This window comes from Pacificispira sp. HM-600 (assembly GCF_977993705.1).
Genome location: NZ_OZ388079.1, coordinates 3,366,631 through 3,383,334 on the forward strand (window position 1 = coordinate 3,366,631; position 16,704 = coordinate 3,383,334).

At 67.1% G+C, this 16,704-nt stretch carries 14 protein-coding genes, 1 tRNA gene and 1 other RNA gene; 9 read left to right on the forward strand and 7 right to left on the reverse strand.

The annotated features are described in order from the left end of the window. Positions 1-47: 47 nt before the first annotated feature. From ACXZ1E_RS16090 to aceE, 5 genes are all read right to left on the reverse strand, one after another. Complete coding sequence (locus ACXZ1E_RS16090) at positions 48-296, reverse strand: acyl carrier protein (RefSeq protein ID WP_036297167.1); 249 nt, start codon at positions 294-296, stop codon at positions 48-50. A gap of 85 nt (positions 297-381) precedes the next feature. Next, the gene (locus tag ACXZ1E_RS16095) at positions 382-1,389 is read right to left on the reverse strand and encodes a beta-ketoacyl-ACP synthase III (protein ID WP_458041437.1); all 1,008 of its coding nucleotides are present in this window, start codon (positions 1,387-1,389) and stop codon (positions 382-384) included. After that, a complete protein-coding gene (locus ACXZ1E_RS16100; RefSeq protein WP_458041438.1) occupies positions 1,386-2,306 on the reverse strand; it encodes an ACP S-malonyltransferase in 921 nt (306 codons plus the stop codon). The genes ACXZ1E_RS16095 and ACXZ1E_RS16100 overlap by 4 nt, the downstream gene beginning before the upstream one ends. A 44-nt stretch (positions 2,307-2,350) precedes the next feature. Beyond that, positions 2,351-3,619, reverse strand: a complete 1,269-nt coding sequence (locus tag ACXZ1E_RS16105) for a PucR family transcriptional regulator (protein ID WP_458041439.1) — start codon at positions 3,617-3,619, stop codon at positions 2,351-2,353. Positions 3,620-3,624: 5 nt separating this feature from the next. After that, entirely contained in the window at positions 3,625-6,351 is a 2,727-nt protein-coding gene (aceE, locus tag ACXZ1E_RS16110; RefSeq protein ID WP_458041440.1) for a pyruvate dehydrogenase (acetyl-transferring), homodimeric type, read from the reverse strand. 189 nt (positions 6,352-6,540) lie between these two features. Here aceE and ACXZ1E_RS16115 point away from each other — a divergent pair. The 6 genes from ACXZ1E_RS16115 (at position 6,541) to rnpB (ending at position 10,226) form a co-directional block, all read left to right on the forward strand. Beyond that, positions 6,541-6,613: transfer RNA gene (locus tag ACXZ1E_RS16115), tRNA-Val, on the forward strand. 129 nt (positions 6,614-6,742) lie between these two features. Then, positions 6,743-7,663, forward strand: coding sequence for an ABC transporter ATP-binding protein (locus ACXZ1E_RS16120; RefSeq protein WP_458041441.1), 921 nt, complete (start codon positions 6,743-6,745; stop codon positions 7,661-7,663). Beyond that, positions 7,663-8,541 carry an ABC transporter permease gene (locus ACXZ1E_RS16125; protein WP_458041442.1) on the forward strand — a complete coding sequence of 293 codons (879 nt, stop codon included), beginning with the start codon at positions 7,663-7,665 and terminating at the stop codon, positions 8,539-8,541. Before ACXZ1E_RS16120 ends, ACXZ1E_RS16125 begins: the two co-directional genes overlap by 1 nt. A gap of 46 nt (positions 8,542-8,587) precedes the next feature. Continuing rightward, complete coding sequence (locus tag ACXZ1E_RS16130; RefSeq protein WP_458041443.1) at positions 8,588-9,319, forward strand: zinc ribbon domain-containing protein; 732 nt, start codon at positions 8,588-8,590, stop codon at positions 9,317-9,319. Positions 9,320-9,329: 10 nt separating this feature from the next. Continuing rightward, a complete protein-coding gene (locus ACXZ1E_RS16135; RefSeq protein ID WP_458041444.1) occupies positions 9,330-9,800 on the forward strand; it encodes a reverse transcriptase-like protein in 471 nt (156 codons plus the stop codon). A 60-nt stretch (positions 9,801-9,860) separates the two neighbouring features. Continuing rightward, positions 9,861-10,226, forward strand: an RNA gene (rnpB, locus tag ACXZ1E_RS16140) — RNase P RNA component class A. A 139-nt stretch (positions 10,227-10,365) separates the two neighbouring features. Here rnpB and ACXZ1E_RS16145 read toward each other — a convergent pair. Continuing rightward, positions 10,366-10,806, reverse strand: coding sequence for a DUF805 domain-containing protein (locus ACXZ1E_RS16145; RefSeq protein ID WP_458041445.1), 441 nt, complete (start codon positions 10,804-10,806; stop codon positions 10,366-10,368). A gap of 15 nt (positions 10,807-10,821) precedes the next feature. After that, positions 10,822-11,577: a polyphosphate--glucose phosphotransferase gene (gene ppgK / locus ACXZ1E_RS16150; RefSeq protein ID WP_458041446.1), complete on the reverse strand. Its 756-nt coding sequence runs from the start codon at positions 11,575-11,577 to the stop codon at positions 10,822-10,824. A 113-nt stretch (positions 11,578-11,690) separates the two neighbouring features. On the opposite strand from ppgK, the gene ACXZ1E_RS16155 reads away from it, so the two are divergent. From ACXZ1E_RS16155 to ACXZ1E_RS16165, 3 genes are read left to right on the forward strand one after another with little or no spacing between them, the layout of a single operon-like run. Next, entirely contained in the window at positions 11,691-11,915 is a 225-nt protein-coding gene (locus tag ACXZ1E_RS16155) for an SPOR domain-containing protein (protein WP_396643066.1), read from the forward strand. Positions 11,916-11,962: 47 nt separating this feature from the next. Further along, on the forward strand, positions 11,963-13,300 hold the full coding sequence (glnA, locus tag ACXZ1E_RS16160; RefSeq protein WP_458041447.1) for a type I glutamate--ammonia ligase: 1,338 nt from the start codon (positions 11,963-11,965) through the stop codon (positions 13,298-13,300). Positions 13,301-13,317: 17 nt separating this feature from the next. Continuing rightward, a complete protein-coding gene (locus ACXZ1E_RS16165; protein WP_458041448.1) occupies positions 13,318-16,317 on the forward strand; it encodes a bifunctional [glutamine synthetase] adenylyltransferase/[glutamine synthetase]-adenylyl-L-tyrosine phosphorylase in 3,000 nt (999 codons plus the stop codon). The last annotated feature ends 387 nt before the right edge of the window (positions 16,318-16,704 follow it).

Here is a 16,704-nt window from a genome sequence, read left to right on the forward strand (position 1 = left end):
GGCGTTGCTGTCGCTCTCGGGGGCCGGCTGGCCCCCGAGAGGGTGGATCAGGACTGGTTCGACGTGATGAACGTCACGGCGTCGCCGACGGTCTTGAGGTTCTTGACCTCGTCGTCGGGGATGGTGACGCCGAACTTCTCTTCTGCGTTGACGACGATCGTCATCATCGAGATGGAGTCGATGTCGAGGTCGTCGGTGAAGGACTTCTCGAGGGCGACGTCGTCGGCCGAGATGCCGGTTTCGTCGGTGATGAGCTCAGCGAGCCCGGCAAGCACCTCATCGGTGGAAAAGGCCATGGTGTCTCCTTGGTTCTGGATCTAGATGGGGGTTCTGGAGTCGTGTCGGCGACCGCAAGTCAGTCTAGGGCGGCGATCCGCCCGGTCATGGCAGCACCACGACCTGCGCGCCGAACACCAGACCTGCGCCGAAACCGATCTGCAGGGCGAGTCCGCCACTGATCTCGGGGTGTTCCTGCAGCAGGCGGTGCGTTGCGAGCGGGATGGACGCCGCCGAGGTGTTGCCGGTCGTCTCGATGTCGCGCCCGATCACGACGGTCTCGGGCAGTTTCAGCTGCTTGGCGAATTCGTCGATGATGCGCATGTTCGCCTGGTGGGGCACGAAGGCGGATAGATCGGATGCCTCGACACCGGCCGCTTCGAGCGCCTGGCGGGCGACCTTCACCATTTCCCACACCGCCCACCGGAAGACCGTCGGGCCTTCCTGTCGGAGGGTGGGCCAGGCGGCGGTACCGTCGCGGTACTCGATGAGCGTGTGGTCCATGCCGACGGCGTCTGCTTTGGAGCCATCCGATCCCCACACCGTCGGGCCGATTCCGGGGGTGTCGCTCGGTCCGACGACCGCCGCGCCGGCTCCATCGCCCAGCAGGAATGAGATGCTGCGGTCGGTGGGGTCGACGACGTCGCTGAGCTTCTCCGCGCCGATGACGACGGCGTACCGCGCGATGCCTCCGCGGATCAGGGCGTCGGCCTGCGCGACGCCGTACGAGAATCCGGCACAAGCGGCGTTGAGGTCGTAGGCGGCTGCGGGGTTAGCGCCGACGCGGTCGGCGACGACGGCCGAGATCGACGGTGTCTGCCGGGGGTTGCTGATCGTCGCGACGATCACGAGGTCGATGTCTTCCGGCGCGACGCCAGAGGAGGCGATCGCCTCGGCGGCGGCGTCCGTCGCGAGGTCGAGGGCACTCGTGCCGGCTTCGGCGCGCGTACGCGTGATGATGCCGGTGCGTTGACGGATCCACTCGTCGCTCGAGTCGATCGGTCCGACGAGGGCATCGTTGTCGACGACGAGCTCGCCACGGGCTGCACCGTACGCGTAGATGCGCGTGTGGGCGACACCCGTGGTCTGGGTCAGCGGTGCGGGCGAGATCATGCGTTGTCCTTCGAGAGCAGTTCCACGGCCGCATCGAGGTCGTCGGGGGTCTTGACCGCTACCGACGGGATGCCCCGGAGCCCGCGTTTGGCGAGCCCGGTCAGTGTACCGGCGGGCGTCAGTTCGACGAGGCCCGTGATACCGGCATCCGAGAATCCGGTCATGCACAGGTCCCAGCGGACGGGCGAGGCCACCTGACCGACCAACAGGTCGAGGGCCGTGCTGCCGGAGGTGACGATCGAGCCGTCACTGTTGGACCACAGGGTGAGGGTCGGGTCGCTCACCGTGACGATGCCAGCGGCGGTGCGGAGCCGCTCGACCGCGGGTGCCATGTACGACGTGTGGAATGCGCCGGCGACCTGCAGGGGGATGACGCGGGCTCCGCGGGGAGGATCCACGGCCAGTGCCTCCAGCGCGGCGGGCGCACCCGCGGCAACGATCTGTCCACCACCGTTGAAGTTGGCGGGAGTCAGCGCGAGCTCTTCCAGTCGGGTGAGGACAGCTGCCTCGTCACCGCCGACGATGGCGCTCATGCCGGTCGGCTCGAGGGCCGCTGCGTCCGCCATCGCACGCCCGCGGATGCCGACCAGCTTCATTCCCTCGTATGCCGAGATGACCCCGGCGACGACGAGCGCCGCGATCTCACCGACCGAGTGGCCCGCTGCGCCGCCCGGGGTGGGCGCCCCGCGCTCATCGAGCTTCATCCACGCGAGCAGGCTCGCGGCGACGATCAACGGCTGCGCGATGCGCGTGTCGCGGATGGTGTCGGCGTCGGACACGGTGCCGTGCAGGATCAGATCGACCTCTGCGGCGTCAGAGAACACGGTGAGCAGCTCTCGCGCGCCATCGAGTTCCAGCCACGGGGAGAGGAATCCAGGAGTTTGAGAGCCCTGACCCGGGCAAGCTACAACGATCACTAGCCCAGTCTGTCAACTCGACCGGGGTCGGTCTTGGCGCAGTCCTACGAAGAAAGTCCGGAACGTTTGTGCGTGGCTGACACTGAAGAGCGCCTGCGCGTGTCGGTCGCCGCGATTTGACCCAGGATCAGGGCCGACTGCAGGATGAGCGCCTCTCGGGCACCCGTGGCGTCCCAGCCGATCACCTCGCTGACGCGCTTCAGGCGGTAGCGGACGGTGTTCGGGTGTACGAAAAGCTCGCGCGCGGTCGCCTCGAGCGAGCGACCGTTGTCGAGGTAGCTCCACAGGGTCGTGACGAGATCGGGGGAGTGCGCCTGCAGGGGCCGATAGATCCGCTCGACGAGCGTCTGCCTAGCCAGCGCATCGCCGGCCAGGGCGCGCTCGGGCAGCAGGTCGTCGGCCTCGACGGGTCGAGGAGCGTTCCGCCAAGCACGCGCCACGGCGAAACCCGCGAGGGCCGCGCGCGCGCTCGCACTGGCATCGACGAGGGCCGGCACAGCCGGGCCGAGCACGAGGTGGCCGGGTCCGAATCCGGGCTCGAGTCGCGTCGCGATCTCGGGGAAGGGCAGGTCGGGTATCGGTTCTTCACCGCGGGCGACCGAGTCCGAGCGGCCCATGACCAGCACGAGCCGCGAACCCTGTACGCCGATCAGCACGTCCACACCGAGCTTGCGTGCGATGCGACGCAGGTGGTCGACGTCGAACTGTGAAGGCGTCGTGCCGACCAGAACGCAGACCTCGCCATGTCCGTGCCACCCGAGCGCCGCGATGCGGCTCGGCAGCTCGGCATCGGCTTCGCCCGTCAGGATCGAGTCGACGACCAGCGCCTCGAGCCGTGCGTCCCACAACCCGCGCGCTTCGGCCGCCCGGGCGTAGACATCCGCTGCCGCGAAGGCGACATCACGCGAGTACTTCAGGATCGCCTCGCGGATGCTTCCGCCCCGGCCGGTCACACGCTCTTCCGTGACCTCGACCGTCACCCGGATGAGCTGGAGCGTCTGCTGCAGGCTGACGCTCCGCAGCAACTCGCGCGGGGCGGCGGCGAAGATGTCCGCCGCGATCCAGGGGGTCGACTCGGGATCTTCGTACCACTGGATGAACGAGCTGATGCCGGCCTGCGCCACGAGGCCGACGGCGGACCGTCGCCCGGGCGGCATCTCGCGATACCAGGGCAGCGTGTCCTCGAGGCGGTTGAGCGTCGCCGTGGCGAGGTCGCCGGAGATGCGACGCAGCCAGGTGAGCGTCGCCGCTTTCTCATCGGCCACCGTCTTGGCGATCGCCGCTTCGTCGTCGGCGTCTGTGTTCTCCGGCACGCCGGTCAGCTCTCGCCGCCCGCGTTCCCGCTCGTTCCCGCGGTCACGTCGAACAGCCGGTACTTCTCGATGGCCTGGGCGACGAGCGAACGGTCGACCGCGCCCTGCTGCGCGAGTGCTTGCAGCGCCCGCACGACGATCGAGGGACCGTCGATCTTGAAGAAGCGTCGAGCGGCGGCACGGGTGTCCGAGAAGCCGAAGCCGTCGGCGCCGAGAGTGTAGAAGTCATGCTGCACCCAGGGCCGGATCTGGTCCTGGACGGCGTGCATGAAGTCGCTCACGGCGATGACCGGGCCGGGTGCGCCGGCCAGCTTCTCGGTGATGTAGGCCGTCTTCGGCTCTTCTTCCGGGTGCAGGAAGTTGTGCTCGTCAGTGGCCAGACCGTCGCGGCGGAGCTCTGTCCAGGACGTGACGGACCAGACATCCGCTGCCACACCCCAGTCGTCGCGCAGCAGTTGCTGGGCTTCCTTGGCCCACGGCACACCGACGCCCGACGCGAGCAGCTGGGCGCGTGCGCCGTCGCCCTCGCCGGTCGAGATGCGGTGGATGCCTCGCACAATGCCATCCACGTCGACGCCCTCGGGCTCGGCGGGCTGCACGATCGGCTCGTTGTAGACAGTCAGGTAGTACATGACGTTCGGGTCCGGGTGCTCGCCGCCGTACATCCGCTCGATGCCCGAGCGCACGATGTGTGCGATCTCGTAGCCGTAGGCCGGGTCATACGACACCGTTGCGGGGTTCGTCGAAGCGAGCAGGTGCGAGTGGCCGTCGGCGTGCTGCAGGCCTTCGCCGGTGAGCGTGGTGCGCCCAGCAGTGGCGCCGATGATGAATCCGCGCGCCATCTGGTCGCCCGCGGCCCACTGAGCGTCGCCCGTGCGCTGGAAGCCGAACATCGAGTAGAAGACGTAGACCGGGATGAGCGGCTCGCCGTGGGTCGAGTACGACGTTCCGACACCGGTGAACGCCGCAACCGCGCCCGCCTCGTTGATACCCACGTGCAGGATCTGCCCCTGCGGGCTCTCCTTGTACGCCAGCAGCAGCTCGCGGTCGACCGAGGTGTAGTGCTGACCGTTCGGGTTGTAGATCTTCGCCGTGGGGAAGAACGCGTCCATACCGAACGTGCGTGCCTCGTCGGGGATGATCGGAACGATGCGGTGGCCGAAGTCCTTCGCCCGAAGCAGGTCCTTCAGGAGACGCACGAACGCCATGGTCGTCGCGATCTCTTGCGTTCCCGAGCCCTTCTTCGGCATCGCGTAGGCCGAGTCATCCGGCAACGTGAGGCCGACGTGGGTCGAGCGACGCTCGGGAAGGAACCCGCCGAGATTGCGGCGACGCTCCAGCAGGTACTGGATCGTCTCGTCCTTCTCGCCCGGGTTGTAGTACGGGGGCGTGTAGGGGTTCTCTTCGAGCTGCGCGTCCGTGATGGGGATGTGCATCGCATCGCGGAAGTGCTTGAGGTCCTCGAGCGTCATCTTCTTCATCTGGTGGGTCGCGTTGCGGCCCTCGAAGTGGGGACCGAGGCCGTAGCCCTTGATGGTCTTGGCGATGATGACGGTCGGCTGGCCCTTGTGTTCGACGGCCGCCTTGAACGCCGCGTAGACCTTGCGGTAGTCGTGGCCGCCGCGCTTGAGGTTCCAGACCTGGTCGTCGGTGTAGTCCTTGACAAGGGCGAGCGCGCGCTCGTCGCGACCGAAGAAGTTCTCACGCACGTAGGCGCCGTTCTCGGTCTTGTACGTCTGGAAGTCGCCGTCGGGGGTAACGTTCATGAGGTTTCGTAGGGCGCCGTCCGTGTCGCGGGCGAGCAAATCGTCCCATTCGCGACCCCAGACGACCTTGATGACGTTCCATCCGGCGCCGCGGAAGAAGCTCTCGAGTTCCTGGATGATCTTGCCGTTGCCGCGCACCGGGCCATCGAGGCGCTGAAGGTTGGCGTTGACCACGAAGGTCAGGTTGTCGAGACCCTCGTTCGCCGCGACCTGGAGCTGGCCGCGGCTTTCGACCTCGTCCATTTCGCCGTCACCCAGGAATGCCCACACATGACCGTCCGAGACATCCTTGATTCCTCGGTTGGTCAGGTACTTGTTCGTCATCGCCTGGTAGATCGCGTTGATCGGGCCAAGACCCATCGACACGGTCGGGAACTGCCAGAACTCCGGCATCAGACGCGGGTGCGGGTAGGAAGGGATGCCGTTGGGCGCCGCGGACTTCTCCTGGCGGAAGCCGTCGAGCTGCGCCTCGGTCAACCGGCCTTCGAGGAAAGCGCGGGCGTAGGTACCGGGGGAGGCGTGACCCTGGATGAAGATCTGGTCGCCGCCCGAGGGGTGGTCGGCGCCGCGGAAGAAGTGGTTGAACCCGACCTCGTAGAGCGCGGCCGACGAGGCGTATGTCGAGATGTGTCCGCCGACGCCGATGCCCGGGCGCTGTGCGCGGTGCACCGTGACGGCGGCGTTCCAGCGGATCCAGGCGCGGTAACGGCGCTCGATCTCTTCGTCGCCCGGAAACTCGGGCTCGTTCTCGGGCGCGATGGTGTTGATGTAGTCCGTCGTCGGGACCATCGGGACGCCGAGGTGCAGATCATGCGACTTCTTCAGAAGGCTGAGCATCACCTCTCGTCCGCGGCCGTGGCCCTTCGCGTCGACGAGCTGCTGCAGGGATTCCTGCCACTCGGAAGTCTCTTCCGGGTCGCTGTCTTCGTGGTTCTGCGAGTAGGGATCCTGGTCGTGAACAGTCACACGTGACCTCTCTTCGTGCCGGCAGATCGTGCCGGGGGAGTCTTGGCGGCGGCGTCTCGGCTTGTGGGCCGGGCGGGAACGCACACCTCTCTCAGCCTAGTCAGTTCCGGGCATCCCGCGCCCGTCTGGAGGGAGAGGGTGCGCGGACCATATCTGTCGACGTGGTCCGATCTTCTAGACTGATCCCGAGGGCCTTTAGCTCAGCTGGTAGAGCGCCACGTTTACACCGTGGATGTCGTCGGTTCGATCCCGGCAGGGCCCACACTCAGTACCGTGGCGAGGTTGTCGCCATGTGTGGGATGGACCGCGGATATTGGAGGCGCGTCCCCGCCGAATCTCCGGGCAGGATGGGGGTGTGCCGCCACGAATCCGCCCGACGCCGTCTGTGTCGATGTCATCGCCCGCGATCGAGGTCGAGGGCCTGACCAAGCGGTACAAGAAGGTCACGGCGGTCGATGACGTGTCCTTCCTGGTCCAGACCGGAGGAGTGTTCGCGTTCCTCGGCACGAATGGCGCCGGCAAGTCGACGACGATCGGATGCCTCACCACCGTCCTGCCCTTCGACGCCGGCCGACTGATCGTGGCCGGGCGAGACATCCGTACCGACGGCGAAGCGATCCGCCGGAGCATCGGCGTCGTCTTCCAGGATTCGGTGCTCGACGATGCCCTGACCGCTCGCGAGAACTTGCGCATCCGGGCGCGGTTCTCGATGACGGATGCCTCGGCGATCAACGCCCGTATCGCCGAGCTGTCCGCACTCATCGAGCTGGACGAGTTCCTCGACCGCCGCTACGGGAAGCTCTCGGGCGGGCAGCGCCGCCGCGTCGACATCGCCCGGGCGCTGCTGCACCAACCCGCGATCCTGTTCCTCGACGAACCCACCGCCGGCCTCGACCCCGCCAGCCGCGCGGTCGTCTGGTCGACGATCCACGAACTGGGGGAGAGGACCGGCCTGACCGTCTTCCTGACCACGCACTATATGGAAGAGACCGAAGAGGCCGATCGCGTCTGCATCATCGATGCTGGCCGGATCATCGCCGAGGGGTCGCCCGTCGAACTGCGGGCCCGCCACAGTCGAAGCATCCTCACCGTCACCACCCGCAATCGCGCCGCGCTTCTCGCGCTCGCGCAAGCGGACGGCCTCGATCCGATGGGTGATGCCGACGAGATCGCCATCGCTGTGGAGGACGCGAGCGTCGCGCGGCGCATCCTGGGCGCGCACGGTGATGATGTGGCCGACTTCGAGTTCCGCCACGGCAGCATGGACGACGTCTTCCTCGCGTTGACCGGGCGCGAAGGGATCGAAAACTGATGGGCGTCATCCGCACGATCATCGGCCGGAACCTCCGCCTGTTCTTCCGCGACCGCCTCAACGTCTTCTTCTCGCTGCTGTCCGCGATCATCCTCTTCGCGCTCTACACACTCTTTCTCGGCAATCTGCAGACGACCGGCTTGCAGGAGTCGTTCCCCGATGCGACGACCGCCGAGATCAAGGCCTTCGTCGACTCGTGGATGTTCGCCGGCATCGTCGGCATGACGTCGATCACCACGGGTTTGGGTGCGCTGGGAGTTCTGGTCGAGGATGCCGCATCCAGCCGATTCCGCGACTTCCTGGTCTCGCCGATCCGGCGCGGCCAGATCGTCGCCGGGTATCTGTTCGCGGCCCTGGCCGTCGCTCTGCTGATGACGCTCGTCGTGCTCGTCATCAGCCTGATCTACCTCTGGCTCGTCGACGGGGTGGTTCCGCCGCCGCTGTCGGTGCTGCGGATCGTCGGATGGATCGCCCTGTCCGGCGCCGCCTTCACAGCTCTCTCCGCCTTCGTGGTGTCGTTCCTGTCGTCGAACAATGCATTCTCTGCGATGTCCACGATCGTCGGCACAATCCTCGGGTTCGTCGCGGGCGCCTACATCCCGGTCGGATCCCTGCCGGAGGCGGTGCGCGAGGTCATCAACGCGCTGCCGTTCGCGCAGTCGTCGATGGTGCTGCGTCGCGAGTTCACTCAGGGCCCGCTCGACACGCTGACGGGCGGGGTGCCCGAGGCATCCGATTCGATCGCGCTCTTCTACGGCATCGACCTGACGGTGGGGGACTGGACCGTCACGGCCGTGTACGTCGCCGCGATTCTCGGGGCGATGGTCGTGGTGTTCTTCGCCCTCGCGTCGGCACGGATCCGGGCGCGCATCGTCTGAAGCACCGGCCGCCAAGACGCCGCGGCCGCCGGGATAGGCTGGACGCGTGAATGCGAGCCCGACAGACCAGCGTCGATTGCTGGAGATCGCCGAGCTCGACGCGCAGCTCCGCGCGTCAAATGCCCTGCGCCAGAATCCTCCCCAAGCCCCGCGTGTGAAAGAACTTCTCGCCGCGCGCCAAGCCCTCTCGCACGAGTTGTCCCGCCGCCAGGGTGCGCGCGACGACCTGCAGCTCGAGATCTCGCGCGTCGAGTCCGATGTGAAGGTCGTCGAGGCGCGACGCAAGCGCGACGAAGAGCTGCTACAGAGGGTCTCGAACCCGAAGGATGCCGCGGGCCTCGAACACGAGCTCGCCTCGCTTGCGCGTCGCCAGGGTGACCTCGAGGATGCCGAGCTCGAGCTGATGGAGAAGCTCGAGCAGATCGAGGCATCCGTCGCCGAGCAGGAGCGCCTCGTCGCGGAGACGAACGAAGAGGGCACGCGTCTCTCGAACGAGGCGAAGGCCGTCGTCGCCGATGCGATCGCCCGCACCGAACACCTGACCCGCGACCGCGCGGCCGTCGTCGGGACGGTGCCGCCGGAACTTTTGGCCCTGTACGAGCGACTGACCGCCCGCAACGACGGCGCGGCGCTGCTGCGTGCGCGTACCTGCGGCGGATGCCACATGGTGCTCTCCGGCACCGATCTGAAAGTCATCCGCGGCGCTGCCGACGACGAGATCGTGAACTGCCCCGAGTGCGGTTGCATCCTCGTTCGTACGAACGAATCGGGCCTGTGAGCTCGTCCCGATGACGGGCGGGCTCTGGGATGACCAGACCGCTCAGCGCGCCGCGCCCGACCTGATCGTCGAAGCGGATGGCGGGTCGCGGGGCAACCCGGGCATCGCCGCGGGCGGAGCCGTCGTCCTCGACGCGACGACCGGAGAGGTGCTGGTCGAGCTGGGTTTCTACGTGGGCATGGCGAGCAACAACGTGGCCGAATACCGGGGCATGATCGAGGGTGTACGTGCCGCTTTCGAGCGCGACCCGGTATCCGTTCGCGTGCGACTCGACTCCAAGCTCGTGGTCGAGCAGATGACGGGACGCTGGAAGATCAAGCACCCCGACATGCAGGCCCTGGCCCGCGAGGCGCGCGAGCTGATCGCCGGGCGGCAAGTGAGCTTCGAATGGATCCCACGCGCGCAGAACGCGAGAGCGGATGCTGCGGCCAACGCGTCGATGGATCGGCGCGAGAGCTTTCGCCGCGACCTCGTGGGCTGAGCTCGCTGGGGCGGCCGGCGCGGGGCAGTGAGGCATCCGCGGCTAGACTTGCGGCGCGAGTGGGTCGGCTGGACGGTCGCGTCACGAGGGTTTTCTCTCGTGCCGAGGAACGTCCGGGCTCCACAGGGCAGGGCGGTGGGTAACACCCACCCGGAGTGATCCGCGAGACAGTGCCACAGAAAACAGACCGCCGCGGGCAACCGCGGTAAGGGTGAAACGGTGGTGTAAGAGACCACCAGGGACCGCGGTGACGCGGTCTGCTCGGTAAACCTCGCCCGGAGCAAGGTCAGACAGAGGATGTTGACGCGGCCCGCCGAGTCCTCGGGTAGACCGCTAGAACGGCATGGCAACGTGTCGTCGAGAGAGATGACCGTCCACGGGGCTCACGCCCCCGGACAGAACCCGGCGTACAGGCCGGCCCACTCGCCCTCTCTCTTCCGCCGCCGTTCCTGATGCTGCGCGCGTGTGCCCGCACCGAGACCGCCGCTTGCGCCCGAGTGCGCCGCTTCTGCACGGCGCACAACGGGCGTGCTCGGTAACAACAGGCGTTCTCGGCATCCGTGCGTCAGTCGAAGCGACGACCATCTTCGCGCGGACCGCCGACCAGGAAGATCAGCAGGACGATCCACCCGACGATCGGGACGAACGCCAGGAAGAACCACGCGCCACTGCGGCCGGTGTCGTGCAAGCGACGCCACGTGATCGCGAGGTTCGGGAGCAGCGTTCCGAGCGAGAAGATCAGCGCAAGCACCCCGGGAACGCCCGCGATCTCTCCGGTCGGTCCGCCCATCAGGGGTAGTCCGAGCGGACCCCACGCCCAGTCATCCGCTCCCCACTGCAGAGCAAGAAGATTGAGGGCGTTCAGCACCAAGGCATTGGTGAGCGTCCACCACCAGTACTCGCTCGGACTCGCGCGACCGCGAAAGATCGAGTAGTTGCCGAAGAATCGAGCGTTGGCTGAGCCCCACGAGGCGCCATAGAGCGGACGGTCGAGTGGCGCAGACATCCTTCGGACCGGGGGTCAGTCGCCCGCGAGGGCCGCCGCGCCGATGATGCCCGAGCTGTTGCGGTGCACGGCGGGAAGGATCGGGGTGCGCAGCTTCAGCATCGGCAAGAAACGCTCCGGATGCTTCGACACGCCGCCGCCGACGACGAACAGGTCGGGCGAGAACAAGAACTCGACGTGGTCGTAGAAGAGCTGCAGGCGCTTCGTCCAGTCCTGCCACGTGAGGTCTTCGCGCTCCATCGCCGAGTATGCCGCGTACTTCTCGATCGACTCGCCCTCGTACCAGAGGTGTCCGAGCTCGGTGTTGGGGATCAGTGTGCCGTTGTAGATGAACGCTGAGCCGATACCGGTGCCGAGGGTCGTCAGGATCGTGAGCCCGTCGTGGCCCTTCGCGGCGCCGTACCGAACTTCGGCGACACCCGCCGCATCTGCGTCATTGACGAACTGGATGTCGCGACCGAGGCCCTTTTCGAAGAACTTCTCAGCCTCGAAGTCGATCCATTTCTCGGAGACATTGGCGGCGGAGAGCGTGCGACCCTTCTTGACGATCGCCGGGAAGGCGACGCCGAGGGGAACCTTCTTGTCCACGCCACCGAGCTTGTCGAGCACCTCGTTCACGGCGGCGAGGACGTCATCCGGCGCCGCCCCCTTCGGGGTGTTGACGCGGATGCGGTCGCTCAGCAACTCTCCGCGCTTCAGATCTACGATGCCGGCCTTGATGCCGGTCCCCCCGATGTCGACACCGACAGCACGATCCACGCTCTTTGACATGCGAATCAGCTTAGCGAGAGCCATCCGATGATCCGGCCGCCACCGTCGATGCGCCACGCTGGAACGCCCGCGGTCACTAGGATCGACACGGAACGCAGATCGAGGGAGAACCGGTGTCCGAGAGCGAACAGAAGTACTGGTACAACCTGACGACCGGTGAGGTCGAGAAGGGGTTCGAGTCTCCCGCGATCGACCGCGCCGGCCCGTTCGACACGGCGGAAGAAGCGGCCAATGCGCCGCAGGTCATCAAGGACCGCGCGCGCGCGTGGGCCGACGACGACGCCCGTGACGCCTCGTGGGGCGCACCCGCGTCCGGCGCCGGCGAAGACCCCCAGTAGGCTGGGCAAGCAGCCGGCCTGCGAACGATACCGCCGCGGAGGGAACCATGGACAAGCAGCGTGATTTCGTCTTGCGGACGATCGAAGAGCGGGGCGTCAAATTCGTCCGCCTCTGGTTCACCGATGTGATCGGGACGCTCAAGTCCGTCGCGATCGCCCCGGCCGAGGTTGAAGGGGCATTCGCAGAGGGCCTCGGATTCGACGGTTCGGCGATCGAGGGCCTGACTCGAAGCTTCGAGTCAGACCTTCTCGCGCACCCGGACCCGGTGACGTTCCAGATCTTGCCCTGGCGGGGCGAGATCGACCCGACGGCGCGCATGTTCTGCGACATCACGACGCCGGATGGTCAGCCCGCCGTGGCCGACCCGCGTCACGTTCTCAAGCGCACCCTGGCGCGTGCCGCAGACCGCGGGTTCACGTTCTACACGCACCCCGAGATCGAGTTCTACCTGCTCAAGTCCTCGTCCTACGGTGCCGAGGGCCCCGAGCCGGTTGACTCCGCCGGTTACTTCGACAACGTCCCGGGCGGCACGGCTCACGACTTCCGTCGCCGTTCGGTCCGGATGCTCGAAGACCTGGGTATCTCGGTCGAGTTCAGCCACCACGAGGGTGGCCCGGGTCAGAACGAGATCGACCTGCGTTACGCCGACGCCCTGGCGACGGCGGACAACATCATGACGTTCCGCACGGTCATCAAAGAGGTCGCGATCGAGCAGGGTGTCTACGCGACATTCATGCCGAAGCCCCTCAGCGGCAAGCCCGGTAGCGGCATGCACACGCACATGTCCCTTTTCGAGGGAGACCAGAACGCCTTCTACGAAGAGGGGGCCGAGTACCAGCTCTCCAAAGTCGGACGGCAGTTCATCGCCGGCCTGCTGCGTCACTCGAGCGAGATCGCGGCCGTGACGAACCAGTTCGTCAACTCGTACAAGCGGCTCTGGGGCGGAGACGAAGCTCCCAGCTTCATCACGTGGGGTCACAACAACCGCTCGGCGCTCGTGCGGGTTCCGCTCTACAAGCCGAACAAGAGCCAGTCGTCGCGCGTCGAATACCGTGCTCTGGATTCTGCGGCCAACCCCTACCTGGCCTACGCGCTCATGCTCGCGGCCGGGCTGAAGGGTATCGAGGAGGAGTATGAACTCCCGCCCGAGGCCGAGGACAACGTGTGGTCGCTGAGCGATGCCGAGCGCCGGGCGCTGGGCTACAAGCCGCTGCCCGCGAGCCTCGACCACGCCCTCCAGGCGATGGAAGAGAGCGAATTGGTTGCCGAAACCCTCGGCGAGCAGGTCTTCACGTATGTGCTGAAGAACAAGCGCCGTGAATGGCAGGAGTACCGTTCGCAGGTCACGCCCTTCGAGTTGAAGAGCAACCTCGAGATGCTCTGACGGGGGCGCCCGCTCCCATGGCTCTGGAACGTTTTCAGTCCCGCACGCAGCTCGCGCGACTCGGCTTCACCGAACTCGATGAAGCCGAGCGCGGCCTGGACGAGCTCGAAGAGCTGACCGGGCTGCCCCGCGATTCGTGGATCACAGAGGCGTCCTCGGCCGGTGATCCGAATGCCGCCGTGCGAGGTCTGGTCGCAATCGCGCGACGCGATGCCATCCCTGTTCGCGAGGTCATGGCGAGCGCTTCCGCGCACCGGGCGGTGTGGGCTCTTCTCGGCGCGAGTGAGGGGTACGCCTCGTTCTACCTGCGCCACCCCGTGGAGCTGCAGGATCTGCTCGAGCCTCGCGGCCTGCTCGCGTCAGCCGCCGAGCTCCGCGACGAGATGCTGGCGTCTGTCGGTGCGGTGGACGGTTTCGCCGAGAAGAACGCGGATGGCTGGATCGCCCTGCGCGTCTGCTACCGCAGACTCGTCGCCCGGATCGCCGTTTACGATCTGCTCTCGCCCGACCCGCCGGGTGCGATTCGCGAGGTGTCCGCGGCGTTGGCGGATGTCGCTGCCGCGGCCCTCGAGGCATCCCTCGCCGTCGCGCGCACGCGCATCTCGGCAACCGGAACCGGACCGGGCGGACTGTTTCCCCGCGAAGATGTCGCGCAGACTCGTTTGGCCATCATCGGAATGGGCAAGGCGGGCGCCCGTGAACTCAACTACGTCTCGGACGTCGACGTCATCTTCGTCGGCGGCGGGAGCGCTGAGCTCGTCGAACGCACGAGCGAGAGTCGTGTGCTCGATATCGCCACGCGCCTCGCCGTTCAGACCATGCGCGGCATCGAAGAGGCCGAGATCGAACCGCCGCTGTGGGAGGTGGACCCGAATCTTCGCCCCGAGGGCAAGCAGGGCGCGCTCGTGCGGAGCCTCGAGTCGCATGTGTCCTATTACCAGCGGTGGGCGAAGAGCTGGGAATTCCAGGCTCTTCTGAAGGCCCGGCCGCTGGCGGGCGATGCGGAGCTCGGACGCGACTATGTGGCGGCCGTGCAGCCGAAGGTGTGGACGAGCGCGGCGCGCGAGAACTTCGTCGACTCGGTGCAGCGGATGCGTGAGCGCGTTACCGAGCACATCCCCGCCGAGGACGTCCCGTATCAGCTGAAGCTTGGACCCGGCGGTATCCGCGACGTCGAGTTCACCGTGCAGCTGTTGCAGCTCGTGCACGGGCTGACGGATGACTCGATCCGGCAGCGCGGGACGCTCGCGGCGCTCGATGCTCTGGTTACCGGCGGATATATCGGTCGTTCCGAGGCATCGGCTTTCGCCCAGGACTATCGGGTGCTGCGGTTGCTCGAGCACCGCCTGCAACTGTGGCGTCTCGCGCGCACACACCTGATGCCTCGGACGCCCGAGGGGCTGCGCACGCTCGCACGTGCCTCGGGGCTCGCCGATACCGGTGAGGGCGTCGCGGCCGTCTGGGAGCAGATCAAGCGCGAGGTCCGCGACATCCATGTCCGGCTCTTCTACCGGCCGTTGTTGTCGGCGGTCGCGGCTCTGCCCGAAGAAGGGCGCCTGCTCTCGACGGCGCAGGCGCACGACAGGCTCGCGGCGATCGGATTCCGCGACCCGGCCGGAGCCCTGCGGACGATCGGCAGCCTGACGAGCGGCATCAGCCGCAAGGCGACCATCCAGCGGCACCTGATGCCCGTCATGATCAGGTGGTTCGCGGATGGCGTCGATCCGGACTACGGGCTCCTCGCCTTCCGGCGCGTCAGCGAGCGCCTCGGCGACACCCCGTGGTTCCTGCGCATGCTGCGCGATTCGTCCGGGGCCGCCGAGCGGCTTACGCGTGTGCTGTCCGGATCGCGCTACATCGGCGAGCTCATGGAGTGGATCCCCGAGTCCGTCGCGTGGCTGGACGACGACGAGCCCCTGCGACCGCGCTCGGGCCTGGCGCTCCAAGAGGAGGCGCGGGCGATCCAGACGCGCCACAAGACCATAGACGACGCCATGCGGGCCGTGCGCGCTCTCCGCCGGCGCGAGCTTCTGCGCACCGCGATGGCGGCCCTGCTGGGCGTGCTCACGATCGAGCAACTGGCGGCGAGCCTCACGACCATCACCGACGTGACCCTGCAAGCGACCCTCCGTGCCGTGCGTCGTGAGGTCGTGCCGCCCGAGGATGCTTCGCTGGACTTCGCCATCATCGCGATGGGCCGATTCGGGGGAGCGGAGCTCGGGTTCGGATCGGATGCGGACGTGCTCTACGTCTACCGTCCCGAAAAGGTCGATCCAGAACGCGCGCATCAGCTATCGCTGAAGATCGTCGCGGAACTGAGGCGGGTGTCGGAGGATTTCCGGGCGCCGTTGGATCTGGATGCGGATCTCCGTCCCGAGGGACGTACGGGACCGCTCGTGCGGTCACTGACCTCCTACGCCGAGTACTACTCGCGCTGGTCGCTGTCCTGGGAGGCCCAGGCGCTTCTGCGTGCGCGGGGCGTCGCCGGGTCGGTCAAACTCGTCCGGGCGTTCATGGAGCTGGCGGACCGCCTGCGCTACCCCGAGCATCCGGACCCGCAGGGAGTGCGTGAGATCAAGCGCATCAAGGCGCGCGTCGAGACGGAGCGGTTGCCGAAGGGCGTCGACCGTACGCGGCACCTCAAGCTCGGTCCCGGCACGCTCAGCGACGTCGAGTGGCTCGTCCAGATCACTCAGCTCTGCTACGCCCACCAACATCCCGAACTGCGCACGACGTCGACGCTCGGGGCCCTGGACGCCGCGGTGGCGGCGGGATTGATCCCGCAGACATCTGCGGCACGCCTGGCTGAGTCCTGGCACCTGTCGACGCGCCTTCGATCGGCGAACACCCTGCTGTCGGGTCAGACGAGTGACGTGCTGCCCACAGACCGGCGCCAGCTCGACGGCATCGGGCGCATCCTGGATTACGGCCCACGCGCTGCGACGCAGGTCGAAGAGGATTACTTCGGCACGGCGCGCAGAGCCCGTCGCGTGTTCGAGAAGCTCTTCTACGGCTGACGCACCCCGCCGCTGACGCGCTGGCCCTATTCCCCTGGCACTTGTTGCGGGATACCCGTCACGTGACCCACAACAAGTGCCAGGCGAGCGGGTCGAGCGCACGGACAGCGGACCGGCGGCACCGGCCGTGTAGCGGAGCGCTGCGGACGGTCGGGGGCACAACGGAAGAGGGCCCCGGGATGATCCCGGGGCCCTCTTCGTAATGCGATCTGCGTCAGACGCCGAAGTACAGCTCGGCTTGAGGATCTGAGAACCGGAGGGGGTTCCACAGGCTCACACTTCCCTGCAAACACAGGGAAGTGCAATGGTGAGCATGGGTGGGGTCGCTGCTGCGACTGTCCGAGAACCCGTCCGTTTACTCGATTCTTGGCCGTCCTACGGGGTTCG

What these genes read in the sequence shown, in the direction of transcription:
- ACXZ1E_RS16090 (WP_036297167.1), bottom strand. Translation starts at nt 296, where the DNA reads ATGGCCTTTTCCACCGATGAGGTGCTTGCCGGGCTCGCTGAGCTCATC.
- ACXZ1E_RS16095 (WP_458041437.1), bottom strand. Translation starts at nt 1,389, where the DNA reads ATGATCTCGCCCGCACCGCTGACCCAGACCACGGGTGTCGCCCACACG.
- ACXZ1E_RS16120 (WP_458041441.1), top strand. Translation starts at nt 6,743, where the DNA reads ATGTCATCGCCCGCGATCGAGGTCGAGGGCCTGACCAAGCGGTACAAG.
- ACXZ1E_RS16125 (WP_458041442.1), top strand. Translation starts at nt 7,663, where the DNA reads ATGGGCGTCATCCGCACGATCATCGGCCGGAACCTCCGCCTGTTCTTC.
- ACXZ1E_RS16135 (WP_458041444.1), top strand. Translation starts at nt 9,330, where the DNA reads ATGACGGGCGGGCTCTGGGATGACCAGACCGCTCAGCGCGCCGCGCCC.
- ACXZ1E_RS16145 (WP_458041445.1), bottom strand. Translation starts at nt 10,806, where the DNA reads ATGTCTGCGCCACTCGACCGTCCGCTCTATGGCGCCTCGTGGGGCTCA.
- ppgK (WP_458041446.1), bottom strand. Translation starts at nt 11,577, where the DNA reads ATGTCAAAGAGCGTGGATCGTGCTGTCGGTGTCGACATCGGGGGGACC.
- glnA (WP_458041447.1), top strand. Translation starts at nt 11,963, where the DNA reads ATGGACAAGCAGCGTGATTTCGTCTTGCGGACGATCGAAGAGCGGGGC.
- ACXZ1E_RS16165 (WP_458041448.1), top strand. Translation starts at nt 13,318, where the DNA reads ATGGCTCTGGAACGTTTTCAGTCCCGCACGCAGCTCGCGCGACTCGGC.